10 protein-coding genes are annotated in these 16,080 nt (G+C 53.4%); 1 reads left to right on the top strand and 9 read right to left on the bottom strand.

The genetic code is table 11. The annotated features are described in order from the left end of the window. The coding region (locus tag ADICEAN_RS15910) for a phytoene desaturase family protein (RefSeq protein ID WP_040397596.1) at window positions 1-529 on the top strand (529 nt) is incomplete at its 5' end. A gap of 82 nt (window positions 530-611) precedes the next feature. Here the strand turns inward: ADICEAN_RS15910 and ADICEAN_RS15905 are convergent. The 9 genes from ADICEAN_RS15905 to ADICEAN_RS15860 form a co-directional block, all read right to left on the bottom strand. Next, the gene (locus tag ADICEAN_RS15905) at window positions 612-1,142 is read right to left on the bottom strand and encodes a YdeI/OmpD-associated family protein (RefSeq protein ID WP_152426470.1); all 531 of its coding nucleotides are present in this window, start codon (window positions 1,140-1,142) and stop codon (window positions 612-614) included. A gap of 46 nt (window positions 1,143-1,188) precedes the next feature. Further along, window positions 1,189-2,262, bottom strand: coding sequence for a serine hydrolase domain-containing protein (locus tag ADICEAN_RS15900; RefSeq protein WP_009196660.1), 1,074 nt, complete (start codon window positions 2,260-2,262; stop codon window positions 1,189-1,191). Window positions 2,263-2,292: 30 nt separating this feature from the next. Beyond that, complete coding sequence (locus ADICEAN_RS15895; RefSeq protein WP_009196659.1) at window positions 2,293-2,856, bottom strand: DinB family protein; 564 nt, start codon at window positions 2,854-2,856, stop codon at window positions 2,293-2,295. Between the two features lie 82 nt (window positions 2,857-2,938). Then, window positions 2,939-4,507, bottom strand: a complete 1,569-nt coding sequence (locus tag ADICEAN_RS15890; protein ID WP_152426469.1) for an MltF family protein — start codon at window positions 4,505-4,507, stop codon at window positions 2,939-2,941. A 911-nt stretch (window positions 4,508-5,418) separates the two neighbouring features. Continuing rightward, a complete protein-coding gene (locus tag ADICEAN_RS15880) occupies window positions 5,419-6,759 on the bottom strand; it encodes a TolC family protein (protein WP_009196657.1) in 1,341 nt (446 codons plus the stop codon). Window positions 6,760-6,771: 12 nt separating this feature from the next. Continuing rightward, on the bottom strand, window positions 6,772-9,831 hold the full coding sequence (locus ADICEAN_RS15875) for an efflux RND transporter permease subunit (RefSeq protein WP_040397591.1): 3,060 nt from the start codon (window positions 9,829-9,831) through the stop codon (window positions 6,772-6,774). A 3-nt stretch (window positions 9,832-9,834) separates the two neighbouring features. Beyond that, a complete protein-coding gene (locus ADICEAN_RS15870) occupies window positions 9,835-10,941 on the bottom strand; it encodes an efflux RND transporter periplasmic adaptor subunit (protein WP_009196655.1) in 1,107 nt (368 codons plus the stop codon). 411 nt (window positions 10,942-11,352) lie between these two features. Beyond that, window positions 11,353-14,619: a TonB-dependent receptor gene (locus tag ADICEAN_RS15865; protein WP_009196654.1), complete on the bottom strand. Its 3,267-nt coding sequence runs from the start codon at window positions 14,617-14,619 to the stop codon at window positions 11,353-11,355. A gap of 497 nt (window positions 14,620-15,116) precedes the next feature. Beyond that, window positions 15,117-16,080: AI-2E family transporter (locus ADICEAN_RS15860; RefSeq protein WP_040397589.1), on the bottom strand; the 964-nt coding region annotated here is incomplete at its 5' end.

Here is a 16,080-nt window from a genome sequence, read left to right as displayed (position 1 = left end):
TATTAAGCAGGAATTTCCGCAGCTGGACCTGCACAACATCTTTTTCAGTACAGATTACCGGGAGGAGTTTCGGCATATATTTGAGGAGAAGACCATCTGGCACGACCCTACCGTCTACATCAACATCACCAGCAAGTATGAAAAAGGCGATGCACCACAGGGGGGTGAGAACTGGTTTACCATGATCAATGTGCCCCACAACAGCGGGCAGGACTGGGATACGCTACTTGCCGAGGCCCGTAAAAATATCCTGAGCAAACTGAGCCGCCTGCTGCAAACCGACATCGAACCCCTTATTGAACAGGAAGGAATCCTGGACCCGCGCAGCATCGAAAGCAAGACCTCCTCGGCCTTTGGTGCTCTTTATGGCAACAGCAGCAACAGCCGCTATGCCGCCTTTTTGCGCCATGCCAACCGCAGCAGCTCTATTAAGGGGCTTTACTTTTGTGGCGGAAGTGTGCATCCCGGCGGGGGTATACCCCTCTGCCTGCTATCAGCCAAGATTACGGCCGGCATGGTAAAGGAGTAGGGAGAAGCTAGCCGCCAGCCCGGCATTGAAAACCGGACCGCACAGGCCTGGCAGGTGGTATGGTGGCACACTACCCCCTTTATCATAGCGCCTCCCGTGGCGGCAGGCCCAGCATGGCCCTGAAATCTTCTTTGCCTGGTGGCAGCTGCTTGAGGTTGTTGATGAGCAGCAAGGCCCGATCCAGCCGCTTCTGGCTGCTTTTAACCCCTGACACATGGTAGATGATGTAGCGCTGCTTACCGGGAGGCAAAAGCCGGAAGCGCCGATCCCCCTCCTCATCCTGCCGCAGCAGCTCAGCCAGCTCTTCGGGCACCTCCATGCCAAACTCGCTGGTATCTGCCCACAAGCGGACCGCTACCTGCTGGCCCAGCTGCAGGCCCTGGGGCTTCATGCGCTTGCTGCTAAGGGTAATATAGCCCCTGCCCTCGCCCAGGGCCACCAGCCCGCAGGCAAAGGCTTCTGCTCCGTTTACCGAGCACTGCAGGCGTATGTTAAAGGTACCCCCCAGCTGCTGCACCACGGCTGCCGGAATTTCGAGGTAGTTCAACTTTAGCTTCTCCAGCCGGTGTATGAGGGTATGAAAACAAAGGGGGGCATCTGGGGCTGGTTTCATGGGCATAATGCTTTTGGGGAAGAATAGAAGAAAGGAAAAGGGGGGCTTAGTCCGATTTGGCGGCAAATACCAGCCGGATCATCCTGTAAAACTCTCCTTCTGTAAAATGGTGCTCCCTTTCGGTATTGACCCGATGCACCAGCACCAGTTTTTCGGCCGGATAAACCCCCAGCATGTGAATGCCCAGGCCGGTATGGTAAAAGGAGGAGCTTGCCCGGTTTTCTGTTTTCATCAGCACATCCCACAGCATGCCATAGCCGATGCCGTAGCCGGGATTGGTAACCGAGTAGGGTTTGGTGCTGGCCCTGATCCAGCTGGCAGGGATGAGTTGCCGTCCTTCCCAACTGCCCTCATTGAGGTACAGCTGACCAAAAAGGGCCATGTCCCGGGCCGAGAGGCGAAAGTGATAGGCCGGATAACGGGATTTGCTCCTTTCATACTGGTAGTAGCCATCGGTATCCGGTATGTGGGCCCCTTCCGAGTCGCCATCCAGGGTAGCAACGGTGCCGGCATAGTCATACATGCCCAGCGGCAGGGCAATCTCCTGGTAAAAGAGCTGGTAGATGGTTTGGCCGGTTTGCTGCTCCAGTATGGCGCCCAGCACATTAAAGTCCCAGTTGTTGTAATAGTAATGGGTGCCCGGGGCATGGGTATCCCGGGCGGGCATGTTCCTGAGCATCCCCTCAGAGACTGCCGCCGCCGGATGATACACCCCTGACCGGGACTTAAGCAGGTCGGCTATACGGGCGCCCTTTTCCTGCTCGGTCAGAGAGGGGGCAATGTCATCCAGCGCCAGCTGCCGCAGGGTCATGCTGGTATCAATGCTGCCATCTGCCACTTTTATGCCGTAGAGGGCATTGATCATGGCTTTGCGGATGGAATGAATGGTGTGCCGCCTGCCTGTTTCTCCCCACTCATAGATGATCGCTCCATCTACCATTACCAGCAGGGCCGACGAGCCTGCCCGGCTCAGAAAGGCTGAGAGGGAGTCTAGCTGGGCGGAAGAGAATCCTTTGGATTCAGGGGATGCATAAGCAAACGCATGCGGGGCCTGCGCCCAGCCGGTGGCCGTAAGCAGCAGAACAACCAGACTACCCAGCAGCAGGGGGGTGTAGCGCATTTGGTGAGATTGGAAGAAGAAACAACTAACTTACTTGGCCAGGCTGGTCCCTTCGGGAAGCTCATTCCGTACCTGGAGCGCTTGCTGCAGATGGCGCCGCTCATGGGCTATCAGGATGTCAAAAGCGGTTTCCAGTTTATACACAATGAAGCGATTGGCCGGAGAGGAGATAACAGCCCCCTGCTGCAGAGGGGCCTCTGAGCTGCTGATCTGCTGCTTGAGCTCCTGCTGGTGCCGGGCAAAGCGCTCCAGAATATCGGCCGGCAGTTCGCTGGCAGAAGGCTCCCAGATGGGAAAGGTTTTGGTCTTTTTGCCTGCCCCCGGCTGCACGGCTGCCAGCAGGGTTTTGCCCAGCAGCCTCACGATAAATCCGATTCTGGCACTAAAAGGCGCCTTGTAGGTGCCCTGCCGCAAGGATTCCAGGATGGGAAAATAGCTGCTGTTGATCACCATCAGGTGGTCCAGATTCTGCGCAATGCTCCAGCGCTGCGCATCTGGCTTCCAGTTGAGCTGCTGCTGGCTGAGGGCGCCAAACTGCTCCTTAAATTTGCTGGTCAGCTCATCCAGTTGCCGGGTCCAGGGTTGGGTATCCATTGCCGCAGGGGTTAATTCTATATACAAGCTACAAAAAAAGCCAGCATCTGTTGCTGGCTTCTTCTATTAAATGAGTTTTACACTAGCGTGCCGAGGCAATCAGGGGCTGTGCCTCCTGGCTCTGGGGAGCGGCTTCTTCGGGCAGCAGCTGGGCATAGCGGGCCTGGCGCTGCATGATCTGCTTTACGTAGCGCACCGGCTCACTGCCGCGGCAGTAGCCCAGCTTGGCGGCTTCATCATTGTAGTATTCGGGCTCGGCCTTTTTCTCCAGGAAATAGGCTACGTGGCCCTCCCAGAGCTCGGGCTTCTTATTGTACTTGCGGGCCAGGCGGCGGGCATCCAGCACATGGCCCTGGCCTACATTGTAGGAGGCCAGCACAAACTTAATGCGCTCGTCATTGTCCGGAATTTCATCCATCCAGAACTTGTCGAGCCATTGCAGGTAACTGGCACCGGCCATGATGTTCTGGCGCGGATCAAGGGGGTCTTCGGCACCAAAGATCTCGGCGGTTTCGGGCATAAGCTGCATCAGGCCGGCGGCGCCCATCCAGGACTCGGCCTCGGGATTGAACTTGCTTTCCTGATACACTACGGCTGCCAGCAGGCGCCAGTCCCAGCCAATTTTGGCGGCCGCTTCCTTAATATGGGCATCGTAGGGAGAAAGCTGGTTGCCGCTGATAGTGGAGTAGCTGCTGGAGGCCAGCATCTTCATGTTGGTGCGGTTCTTGAAATATTTGTTGTAGATCACAATGTAGTCGATAGACTTGCGGCTTTCCAGCAACCAGTTGTCTACTGCCTTCAGCAGCTCGGGAGAGGTTTTGCGCAGGCCCCAGCCAATGCGCTGCGGAAAGCTCAGGGGGGTGCTCACATCCAGGTTGGGGTAATAGGCCAGGTTGAGCTGGGCTACATTCTCATCGGCAATGGTATAGTCGATCTCGCCTTCGGCCACGCGGCGGATGAGGGCTTCTACCTCTATGGAGGCATCTTCTTCTACCATCAGAATATCGGCCCCTATTTCGTCAGAGAGGTTGCGCAGGCGGGCAAAGTGGGAGGAATTGCGCTTTACATACACCTCTTTGTTGGCCAGCTGCAGGGGGTTCCGGATCAGCTTTTTATCGATCCCATCGGCGGTAAGGCTGCGCCAGTTGGTGGGCTTGCGCTGCACCAGCATCTGGCGCACCTCGTTGTGGTGAATGGTAAAGGCTATTTTCTCCTGCCGCTCCTTGGTGATGGTCAGGTTATGGGCAATAATGTCGCCCTCTCCCCGCTGCAGCATGGCAAAGGCCTTGTCCAGGTCGGTCACAATCTTGATCTCCAGCTCCACATCCAGCTTTTTGGCCAGACGGGTGAGCAGTTCATACTCATAGCCCATGGCCTGGCCCCGGTAGATAAAGTAGCTGGTAGAGCTATTATCAACGATGGCAATTAGTCTGCCGCGTTTGCGAATGTCTTGCAGGTCCAGTGCTACAGGTTCCTCGGCTGCATCCTTTGCTGCAGCTCCCCCCATAAGGGCCAGGCTGAGCATATCGGCTTGCTGGGTCTCGGAACCGGAAGGCTTGCAGGCCAGAAATAGTAGCACTATTCCGGCTGTGCAGAAAGCGGCTTTCCAGGTGTGAAGCACTAGCTGCTTGTAGTGTTTTTTTACATTCATAACTCTGTTTTTATGCCGGCGCTGGTATCCCAAATGGGCTCGGCGAAGGCGGGTGAACAACAGAATTGTTGGCAACATGCAAAAAAATATTCAAATAAACTAAAAACCGCCCTGGGGCAGGCTCAAAGATACACATGTTGCCGAACAAACAAGGCCTATAAAAATTGCTACTTACGGCCCTGCTGCTGTTGCAAAAAAATCTGTCTATAGTACGTGCGATTGATACAATTGGTTTTAAATGCTATTTACATGGGGCTAACGCGCTAAGCTGTTGCAACTTTTATGAAATGCGTGCTGCCCAGGATTAACGGTCTGAATATCCCGCAGTGCTGCTTGCGCCTACAGTCCTCTTGGTGTTTCAGGTAGCTAACGTCTCTTTCCATATCCTCTAAAAATCTTGAAAAATAAAAATTTTACTTCTTGTCATAACGCCAGCTGGTGGGGGTAAAGTATGTGACAGCTATTGTTGCACTTAAAAGATACAGCATCCGCTACGGTCAGCGGACTGCTCTGCTTCTAAGCAGCCCTTTGTGAAGCACTTACGCCTATATCAAAGCTTGCAAGGAGGCTATAAGAGACAGGACAAAAAGAAGAACTTTTGCTTTTGGGCAAAATTTTCCAGCTTTAGGCCCTCTTTTTTGTGCTGATCAGCCCCTTTCAGCCCATACGTCTCAGCACTTGACAGGCCTCGCTTGGGCCTGACAAGTGCTGAACCACCCATTTGTGTACCATAGCCCCTCCCCTTCTTTCTTCTGATTGCCCTCATTTCTCACCTGATTTTCTGCTGCAAGCCTAAGGGCATCCTGTGTGCTGGGGGATAGCCGAGATTGAACTGTGAAATAATTACTAATGAAAAGAGCCCGACTTGCGCACAAGCCGGGCTCCTCCAATGGGGTATGGTAGTATAGTGCCTAGAGGCCGTTGGCGAGCTGCCCGGTAATGCGCAACAGGTCTATCTCGGCCAGTTTAAGCTCAAATACAGCATTGAGCAGGCGCAGCTCGGCCTGCTGGGCATTTTGCTGGGCTACGCGCAGCTCAAGGGAAGTGGTTACCCCCAGCTGGTAGCGATCCAGGGCAATGGAGGCATTCTGGCGGGCATACTCCACATTTTCCTGCTCCAGGGCCACGCGCTGCCAGCTGTTGCGGTAGGCAGCCGTAGCATCGGCCTGCTCGCTGCTCAGGTCCAGCTCCAGCTGCTGACGGTCCAGCTCGGCAATGCGGGCCTGTATGCGAGCCACCTGGGTGGTGCGGCGGGTATTCAGGCCATCAAAAAGCAGCCAGGTACCGGAGATACCATACGTAAAGCCTGAGGCCTGCCGAAAAAGCAGGTTGCCTACCTGGTTATTAATGGTGGCAAAGTTATAGCCTGCATTGAAGTTAATGCTGGGCCAGATTTGCGAACGTTGCTCTTTAATAAACTCCTGCAGGGCTGCAGCCTGGTATTCGGCAGCCCGTAGCTCCGGATTCTGGGTAAAGGGCTGCGGCTCCATCAGGCTGGCAATGAGCGATGAATCGGCCGTAAGGGTATCGGCTGTGGTAAGGGGGCGGGCAGGTTGCTGGCCCAGCAGGCGGTTTAGCGCATGGCGGGCATTTAAGAGCGCCTCCTGCTGCGCCAGCAGGGCTGCCCGGTCGGCATTGTAGTCTACCAGTGCCGAGAGATACTCCTGCTTGGAGGAGCGGCCCACCTCATAGCGGTCTTTGGCCAGCCGCAGGCGCTGCTCAGACAGCTCCAGGGTACTTTCCCAAACCGCTACCTGCTGCTGCTGCAGGGTATGTCGGTAATAGGCCTGCAGCACATCGGCGGCAAGTCCGTTTACAAAGTTCAGGTTTAGTTGCCGGCTGGCATCATACTGCAGGCGCAGGCGCTCGTAGGCATAAAACATGCCCAGACCGTCAAATACCGTCCAGTTGGCCGTTACTCCGGCATTGAGGTTATTGGAGCGGGCGCCCCGGCGGGAGGTTTCAATGATACGGTCACCGCCGAAGATCTCCAGGTTTTCATTGTTTACCGACCAGTTTTTGGCGCCGGCGGCCGTTACCCGGGGCAAGAATCCCGCATTGCCGCGGGTATAGTTCTGGCGGGAGATCGATACATTCTCATCCGAGATCTGCCGGCCGATGTTTTGCTCCAGGGCCAGGCGTAGGGCCTCCTCGGGCCCCAGGTAAGTAGCCCCATTCTGAGCAAGCGCAGCAGTTCCCAGCAGCAGCCCGCCCAGGAGCAGGCCACTATAGGTAAGGTGTTTCAATTTCATATAAGCATACGATCAGGCACGTACCTCCCGGGCTTTGTTGCTGGTAATGTACATGTACAGGGCCGGAATAATGTATAAGGTAAGGCCAGTGGCAAAAATAAGCCCGCCGATTACGGCTATACCCATGGATACCCGGCTTTCGGAACCGGCGCCCAGGGCAAGGGCAATTGGCAGAATACCCAGAATGGTGGAAAGACTGGTCATGAGAATGGGGCGGAAGCGCGATCCGGCCGCATCCACAATGGCTTCTCGCAGGGACAGTCCCTCGGCTTTGCGCTGGCTGGCAAATTCCACAATCAGGATACCGTTTTTGGTTACCAGGCCTATGAGCATGATAATGCCAATCTGGCTGAAGATATTGAGCGTTTCGTTAAAATACCAAAGCGAAAACAGCGCCCCTACCAGGGCCAGCGGCACGGTAAACATGATGATCAGCGGGTCGCGGAAGCTCTCGAACTGCGCCGAGAGCACCAGGTAAATGAGCACCAGGGCAAAGAGAAAGGCAAAAAGCAGGCTGTTGGAGCTCTCCTGGAACTCGGCAGAGGCCCCTGCCAGGGTAGTAGCGAAGGAATCGTCCAGCACCTCTTCCTTGATCTCGTCCATGGCCTCAATGCCTTCGCCCAGGGTATAGCCGGGGTTCAGGTTGGCCGATACGGTGGCCGACACATAGCGGTTGTAGCGGAACAGCTGCGGAGGGGTGCTCTGCTCCGATACGCTCACCAGGTTATCCATCTGGATAAGCTGTCCGTTGCCGCTGCGCACATAGAGGCTGCGCAGGTCGGTAGGGGCATTGCGGTCTTCGGCCTCTACCTGACCAATTACCTGGTACTGCTTGCCATTCATGATAAAGTACCCAAAGCGTGAACCGCTCAGGCCCAGCTGCAGGGTTTGGGCAATATCGCGCACCGATACCCCCAGGCTGCGGGCTTTGTCGCGGTCAATCTCGATCTTCAGCTCCGGTTTGTTGAATTTCAGGTTCAGGTCCACAAAGCTAAAAGCCGGATGGCCGTTGGCCGCCTCCATAAATTCGGGCAGCTTTTCCTTGAGCTTGTCCAGGTTAGGCGCCTGTATCACATACTGCACCGGCAGGCCGCCGCGGCGGTCGCCAATGGTCTGCTCCTGCGATACAAAGCCCCGCGCACCGGTTTGGCGGGCAATCAGGGGGGTAATGTCATCCACAATCTGCTGCTGGCTTCGCTGCCGCTCATCGGGGTTTACCAGGCGGGCCCGTACAAAACCTGTATTTACGGAAGAGGAAGCACCAAAACCCGGCGAGGTAACCGTAATAAGCGAATTGGCCTCCGGCACTTCTTCCTGGATCAGGGCAATGAGGCGGTCAATGTAATGATCCATGTACTCAAAGGTAGCCCCCTCCTGCGCCGTGGCATTAATGCGGAAGCCGTTGCGGTCTTCCATTGGCGCCAGCTCGGTAGGCAGGGTGGCAAAAAAGAGCCAGATAATGCCTATAGATGCCGCCATAATCGGGAAGGCCAGCCACTTTTTATCCATAAAGGCCTCCAGCGAGCGGTTATACCCCTTGTTGATCCAGATAAAGAAAGGCTCTGACTTGCGGTAGAACCAGTTATAGCGCTTGCGGCGCTTCAGGATATTGGCACACAGCATGGGGGTAAGCGACAGGGCCACAAAGGAGGAGATCACCACCGCCCCGGCCACCACAATGCCAAACTCCCGGAACAGGCGGCCGGTGAGGCCCTCCAGGAACACCACCGGCAGAAATACCGCCACCAGCGCTACCGTAGTAGATATTACGGCAAAGAAGATCTCGGAGGCACCCTTTAGCGAGGCCTCCCGGGGGTTTACCCCTTCTTCAATCTTGGTGTAGATATTTTCCAGCACCACAATGGTATCATCCACCACCAGACCAATGGCCAGTACAATGCCCAGCAGGGTAAGCACATTGATGGAGAAGCCCATCAGGTACATGATAAAGAAGGTACCGATAAGGGCAATGGGGATGGTTACTACAGGTATGATGGTGGTGCGCCAGTCCCGCAAAAAGGAGAAGATGATGAGCACCACCAGGCCAAAGGCCAGAAAGATGGTTTGCTTTACTTCTTCAATGGAGTCCAGAATGTATTCGGTGGTATCAAAACCAATGCCCAGCTCAATGTCTTCGGGCACATCGCGCTTCAGGGTTTCCAGGCGTTTGTAAAACTCCTCGGCAATCTCAATGTTGTTGGTACCCGGCTGGGGCACCAGCACTACCCCTACCATGGGAATGCCATCGCGCTTGAGCACGGTGCGTTCATTTTCAGGAAATAGCTCGGCCCGGCCCACATCCTCAAAACGTACAATCACATCGCCGCTCTCTTTCAGGATGAGCTTGTTGTATTCATCCGGGGTGTTGAGGCGGCCTAGCGTACGCACGGTAAGCTCGGTATTGCGGCCTTCCACACGGCCCGAGGGCAGCTCTACATTGTCCCGCCCCACGGCATTGAGCACATCCAGGGGGGTAAGTGAGTAAGCCGCCAGACGGGCAGGGTCCATCCACAGACGCATGCTGTAGCGCTTCTCGCCCCAGATGCGCACTTCGCTTACGCCGGGTATGGTCTGAAAACGCTCCTTGAAAAGCGTATTGGCAATATCGGAGAGCTCCAGCAGGGAGCGGTTGTCGCTCTTCAGGTTCAGGAACACGATGGGGCTGCTGTCGGCATCGGCCTTGCTTACAATGGGGGGGTCAGTATCGGGCGGCAGCTGCGATTGGGCCCGGGACACTTTATCCCGCACGTCGTTGGCGGCGGCTTCCAGGTCTACCCCCAGCTCAAACTCTACCGTAATGGTGCTACGGCCATCGCGGCTTACCGAAGTAAGGGATTTAATGCCGGCAATGCCGTTGATGGATTCTTCCAGCGGCTCGGTGATCTGGCTTTCGATGATATCGGCATTGGCCCCTACGTAGTTGGTACTTACGGTAATGATGGGAGGGTCTACACTGGGGTACTCCCGCACCCCTAAAAAGGAAAAGCCAATCCCACCAAAAATGAGAATGACAATGCTCATGACCACGGCCAGTACCGGGCGGTTTACACTTATTGATGATAATCCAGCCATACCTTATTGAATTTGTGCGCTCTCTCCTCTTGGACTATGAACTCCTGTAATTTGTACCGGGCTGCCGCCCCGTACCTGCAGAATGCCGGTGGTAAGTACCGAATCGCCAGCCTGCAGGCCGGATACAATCTGCACCTGCACATCGGTGCGCTGGCCGATCTCTACTTTTTGCTCGGCTACCTTGCCCTGCCGCACCACAAATACCTTATGGCCGTTGAGCTCCGGCACTACGGCCTGGGTAGGTACCAGCAGCGCCTCATCCATCTCCTGCAGTGTAAGCGATACCCGTGCAAACTGGCCGGGCAGCAGGCTGTGGTTCTGGTTGGGGCTGGTGGCCCTGATCTTTAGGGTACGGGTGGCCGGATCGATCTGCGGCTCTATGGCATAGATATCGCCGGTATATTCTTCAGGGGCGCCATCGGTAGTAAAACGGATCTTGGCGCCTGCCTTAATGGCACTGCTGTACTTGCCGGGAACGGAAAAATCGATCTTGGCCGGCTCCAGATCATACATGCTGGCGATGGAGGTACCCGGGGCCACATAGCTGCCTTCGCTCACAAAACGCAGGCCTATGGTGCCGCTAAAGGGGGCAATCACCCGGGTTTTGGCAATCTGGGCCTGCAGCAGCTGAATATCCGCCTCGGCACTTTGCAGGTCGTTTACCGCCTGGTCATATTCTTCCTGGCTTACGGCCTCACGTTCCAGCAGCTGGCGCTGGCGATTTTCCATATCCTGCACCAGTTTCTGGCGGGCGCGGGCTTTTTGCAGCTGAGCCTGCAGGTCGTTATTGCGGATGGTAAAGAGCAGCTGGCCTTTGCGCACATCCTGCCCTTCCTTAAAGTTGATGGACTCCAGAATGCCGGGCACTTCGCTTTTGAGCTCCAGCATTTCATTGGCCATAACCGAGCCGGTTACCCGCAGCGTATTGGTAAATTCCTGGGGCTGTACTACGGCTACTTCTACCGGAATAGGCCTGTTTGCGGCATTTTGGGTGGCGGCCTGCTGCCGGGGCTGGGCTTCTTGCTGCTGCCGTATCTTTGGCCACGCAATCAGGCCCACTACCAGAAGGATCACCACAATAACAAGAATGCGCTTAGGCCAGGTTTTCATAGAAAGATGTTTAGACATCAAATTTTATAAACTAACAGCTAACTGCCTCCGATAGGGACAGCTCTTTGATAAACGGTTTATTTTGGAGCCGAGCGGACAGCGGTTGGGATGAGTGGCAATAAGCGAAAAACGCTCACACTGAGCCACATACCCCTTGTTTCTCCCGGCCTATTCTCAGCCCGCAAGTTACAACATACAGGGATGCAAATATACCGCAACGGATATTAGAGTAACGAAAGAGCCGAAAGTTTAATCGGTATGGCCGATAATTTTTTCACCGCCATTAGAGGTAACAGCCCCTGGCCTGCCTTTAGTTTACCCCCCAGGAAATTGCCCAACGCCAGCGCAGCGCCTGAAAAAAAAAGGCCATCCTCTGCAGGATGGCCTTTAAGAATGTATAGTGCGTATGCCTTAGTTGAAGGTATAGCGTACGCCTAATTGCATTTGCCATACGTCGCCGATACCGCTGCCATAGCGATAGCTATCGGTACGGAGTACACCACTGGTAGTGTTCAATTGATAAGTTGGAGTATACTGACCAGCTGTCTCGCCTTCTGTTAGGCTTGCAACACGAAGAGGAGAAGCATTAGTAGCAAACTGGCTAACTCCCCAGTTGTTGTTCAGCATATTACCGAAGTTGATGATATCGGCACGAAGTTGAAGGGTGTTACGCTTTCCGCCAACATTTACAAAAAATTCCTGCTGGAAAGAAAGGTCAAGCTGGCCTACCCATGGAAGAATAGCACCATTGCGTTCGGCATACATGCCTCTTCTGCTGCGCAGGTACTCATTTTGCTGGATCAGAGTCTCAAAATAGTTCCGCTGAGCATCTTCTGAATAGGTAGCACCTCCTGTAGACAGAGGCAGGAACGCCATATTCTGGAGCTCTTCTGAAGTAGGCACATAGATCAGATCGTTACCAAACAGCTGGTCACCATTAGCATCACCTGAATAGGTATAGCTAAAACGGCCTTGGTTACGCAGTTCGTAGAACAGTGACACCTGACTGGCCGTATTTTTCAGATATTCCTTGCGGTAAGAAAGTGAACTGATCAGACGGTGGCGCTGGTCATTCTCACTGAAGGCAAGGTCTGGGTAGTTATTACCACGTACGGTGCGGTTATCGCGGAAGGAAGAGAAGGCCTGAGAACCGGCAGACTGAATATCCTTTGCCTCACCGAAGTTATAGGCGACCATGGCATACAGACCTCCCTCAAACGTCTTTTGAAGCTGACCGGTGATGGAGTAAGAGTATCCGCCCTGGTAGTTGGTCAATACAGTAGCATCGGTGATGTTGGAATTGATACGGTTACCAGCGTCATTACCTGCATACACAGGCCGGCTATCTGGTCCTACCATATTTCCTACACTAGTGGTCTGGTTTGCATTGTAGTAGAAAACATTGTAAACACTGTGGTTGTAGATACCTTCCAAGGTTGCTACGATGTTTCCGGGTAGTTCTTTGTCGATCGCCAAGTTAGAGCGCCATACCTGAGGGAACCGGAAGTCATTGTCCACAAAAGCCAGACCAATGGTGCTAGGCAGGGTCGGGTTGGCGGGAATGTTGTTATCAATAGCGCCGGTAAAGGGATAATAGGTTACTGTAGGATCATCGCCGCCAGTAGTCGGGTTGTTTACACGATTAGAACCGGTAAGTACACCATTATTACCCACCTGGTTGGATACCCATACGAAGGCTGGTCGACCTGAGAACAGACCTGTACCACCACGCACCTGTAGCGAACGGTCACCCAGTACATCCCAGTTCAGACCCACTCGAGGAGACCACAGGATGTGCGCATCAGGTAGTTTAGATGTACTGAAACGCTGTGTTTCGCCTTCAGGATTTCTGAATGACAGTTGCTCTACAGCAGGGTTATTCAGAGCAGTATTTCCAAAGAACGGAACATCGATCCGCAGACCAGCCGTTACTTTGAAATTCTGGAATGGCTCAATTTCATCCTGAATGTAGGCACCTACCTGGTAGGCTTCGGTAGTGGCAGTTGGCAGAGCGCCACCAGGCAGCGCCGAATAGGTTTGCTCAAACTGACGATATGTTACATTCTCGCCATTAGCTGCCCGATAGAACTCATCCAGTGAGTTGAATACATAGCGACCATAGTAGTTTGGCGTAAAGGTATTACCGAAAGTGAAGCTCTCAAAGTTTACCCCTGCGGTGATGGTATGACCGGTCAGATAAGCAGTAAAGTTGTTTTGTGCCTGCCAGGTATCGGTATCCAGACGGTTATTAGGCGTAAACGGCTCATAACCAAAAGTAGTATAGTTACGGCCATCCTGCAGAATATCAACCAGTGGGAAGATGCCACCACGGGAATCACGGTAATCCCGGTTGGCAGTATAACCAGCTATGAAGTTATTGGAGAACTTATTTCCAAAGGTAGAGTTAAGCTCGCCAATGATGGAGTAAATATCATTGTGAATGATGTAGTTCGACGCCTGGAAGTTAAGGGCAAACAGGTTGCTCCGACGACCGTTAAAGGCGCCTGACTGCGAAGCCAGTACATCGGTGAAAGACTTCAGCTGGTTGTACCGCAGGCTGAACTTGTGGTTGTTATTAATGTTCCAGTCCAGACGGGCCAGAATCTTATCGGATTGGGTTTCCAGCGGGTAGCCTTCATACTCACCCGGATCATAGCCATAACGCTCAATCAGGAAGCTGCGCAGCTGGTCCAGTTCAGCTTTTTGTACACGGGTAACGTTGTTACCTTCCCGTCCAGGAGCCGCTGCTATGAAAGGAGTTGCCGGATCGGTACGTCTTTCAGATTCTCCGTTAACAAAGAAGAACAGTTTATTCTTGATGATTGGACCGCCCAGGCGGAAGCCATACTGCTTTACATCAAACACATCGGTTACTACCTCTGTACCACGGGCTTCTTTGCCCACAAAACGCTCACTACGGAAGTTGTAGAAAACAGAACCACTGAAATCGTTATTGCCCTGACGGGTAATGGCATTGATACCAGCACCGGTAAAGCCGCCCTGGCGGACATCATAAGGAGCAAGGTTTACCTGAATCTGCTCAATGGCATCCAGCGAAATGGGGGTTGATCTGGTTTGGCCGCCCGGAGTAGAGCTTAGACCAAAGGAGTTATTAAAAATAGAACCGTCAATGGTCAGGTTATTGAAACGTGCATCCTGGCCACCGAATGAACGGCCGCTTGACTGTGGCGTTAAACGCGTAAAGTCATCAATGCTCCGGCTGATGGTGGGCAGCGAGTTGATAGCTTCATTAGAAATATTGGTGGCAGCGCCAGTCCGCTCACTGTTCAGTACAGGGTTTCTTCTCCCCACTACTTCAACAGCATCCAGGGTTTGACCTTCGTCTGTAAGTATAGCGTTCAAGGTAAAGTTTTGGCCGAGACGCAGATCTATTCCATCAAATATTCTGGTTTCATAGCCTACGAACGATACAGTAACTCTGTAAGGACCACCTACACGCATGGCAGGAATAGTAAAGGAACCATCACCACGAGTAGCTACACCATACTGAGTTCCTGAAGGCTGGTGAACGGCAATTACGTTGGCACCTGGTAGGGTAGTGCCATCGCTACTGCTAACTACACCACTCATGCTGGCTGTAGTTACCCCCTGACCTACTACCATTGCAGGCAGCAAACACGAGGCAGTAAATAGAAATGTTAGTAGAATTTGCTTCATTTTCAATGAATAATTAAAATGATATTGCGGGGCAAAATTAACAGTGGTTCAGCCAAAAACTGGGCGAATATAGATTATGTATTTGAAAACATCAATACTCTCGACTTAACATTCCGGTAACATTGGGGCGTATTACCCATTCTCACCTGCAAACCTACATTAATCTTTACAACTTTCAGACTAACAGAAAATTAAATCTTCCTAAAAAAGAGCTAAAATCAGCTTAGAGGCCATTCCTGGCCTTTTTTCTCAATAAGAATTTGCTGACCTGCACTGCCACCTGAAACCGGAAAGCACAGACAAATACCCATGCGACTTACCAAACTCAATAAAATAAAATCCACTTTTATGTTCCTTTTTTTAAAAAGATCCAGCCTTAGCCTTGCTAGAAATTTTCTGCAGTCATAAAAAAAAAGGATATAAAAATCTGGCAAAGCTTACCTGACCAACTGGCTACCGAAGTAGTACGGCATTTGAACGGAGAGTCTATATGATTTTTAGCGAAACAGCCGCTTGAAAAAAGTATTGGTGCGCACCCGCCACTCCCGGTAGGTTTTGGCTTCGTTTTTGACCTCCGGCGGGGCCCCCAGCAAAAAGCCCCAGGGCTGCAGCGCCTCCCCGGCATCAAAGAGCACCTTCAGCATGGCCATAAAGGGGATGAACAGGATCATGCCAGCCGGCCCCCACACTATACCCCCCACCAGCAGGCCCAGAATGGCGGCAAAAGGATTGAGCTGCACCCGGTTGCCCACCACATTGGGGGTGATGAAATTGCCCTCCAGAAACTGCACCAGCCAGAACACAAAGGCCACCCCGGCGGGGTACACCAGCGAATCGGTGGTAAACAGGGCATAGAGTATGGGCAGCAGTGAGCCTATAAAAATACCGATATAGGGAATAATGGTGAGCAGCGCCCCCAGCAGGCCAAAAAATACCGCATAGCGGATGCCCACCAGGTAGAGTCCTATTGTATTGAGCACCGCTACGATCAGAATAACCGTAAACAGCCCCAGGATGTACTCCTGCATCACGCGCTGAATCTGCTCCAGCACCCGCAGCATGCGGTCGTGCTGCTGGCGGGGGGTAAGCTTGTAGAGAAATTCCTTGAAGAAGGAGCGGTAATAAAGCATGAAAAAGAGCCCGATGGGCACTATGATCAGGTAGTTGAGCAGGCCGGCCGTAAAGTTAAAGGTGGTGCGGAACAGGGTATCGCTGTCCTGAAAGAAATTGGCCACCGTGGTGCGCAGGTAGGTCGACTGGTCCCGCTCATCAATGCCAAACGTGCGCTCCAGGTAGTCCTGGATGTGGCCCAGCTTTTCATCTACCCGGGCACTGATCTCGGGCAGCTCCTGCCGGATGCTGTTGAGCTGCAGCGCCAGCATGTAGCCGATCACAAAGATGGAAGTAAGCAGCAGGATAATGCACAGCACCGCCGCCACACTGCGCGGAATCAGGGCCCCT

The organism is Cesiribacter andamanensis AMV16 (assembly GCF_000348925.1).
Lineage (GTDB): Bacteria > Bacteroidota > Bacteroidia > Cytophagales > Cyclobacteriaceae > Cesiribacter > Cesiribacter andamanensis.
This window is presented reverse-complemented; position numbering and strand designations above follow the sequence as displayed.

Bases quoted from the DNA above. Each gene is read 5' to 3' on its own strand.
- ADICEAN_RS15870 (WP_009196655.1), bottom strand. From the start codon at position 10,941: ATGAAAACCTGGCCTAAGCGCATTCTTGTTATTGTGGTGATCCTTCTG.
- ADICEAN_RS15895 (WP_009196659.1), bottom strand. From the start codon at position 2,856: ATGGATACCCAACCCTGGACCCGGCAACTGGATGAGCTGACCAGCAAA.
- ADICEAN_RS15865 (WP_009196654.1), bottom strand. From the start codon at position 14,619: ATGAAGCAAATTCTACTAACATTTCTATTTACTGCCTCGTGTTTGCTG.
- ADICEAN_RS15880 (WP_009196657.1), bottom strand. From the start codon at position 6,759: ATGAAATTGAAACACCTTACCTATAGTGGCCTGCTCCTGGGCGGGCTG.
- ADICEAN_RS15900 (WP_009196660.1), bottom strand. From the start codon at position 2,262: ATGCGCTACACCCCCCTGCTGCTGGGTAGTCTGGTTGTTCTGCTGCTT.
- ADICEAN_RS15905 (WP_152426470.1), bottom strand. From the start codon at position 1,142: ATGAAACCAGCCCCAGATGCCCCCCTTTGTTTTCATACCCTCATACAC.
- ADICEAN_RS15875 (WP_040397591.1), bottom strand. From the start codon at position 9,831: ATGGCTGGATTATCATCAATAAGTGTAAACCGCCCGGTACTGGCCGTG.
- ADICEAN_RS15890 (WP_152426469.1), bottom strand. From the start codon at position 4,507: ATGAATGTAAAAAAACACTACAAGCAGCTAGTGCTTCACACCTGGAAA.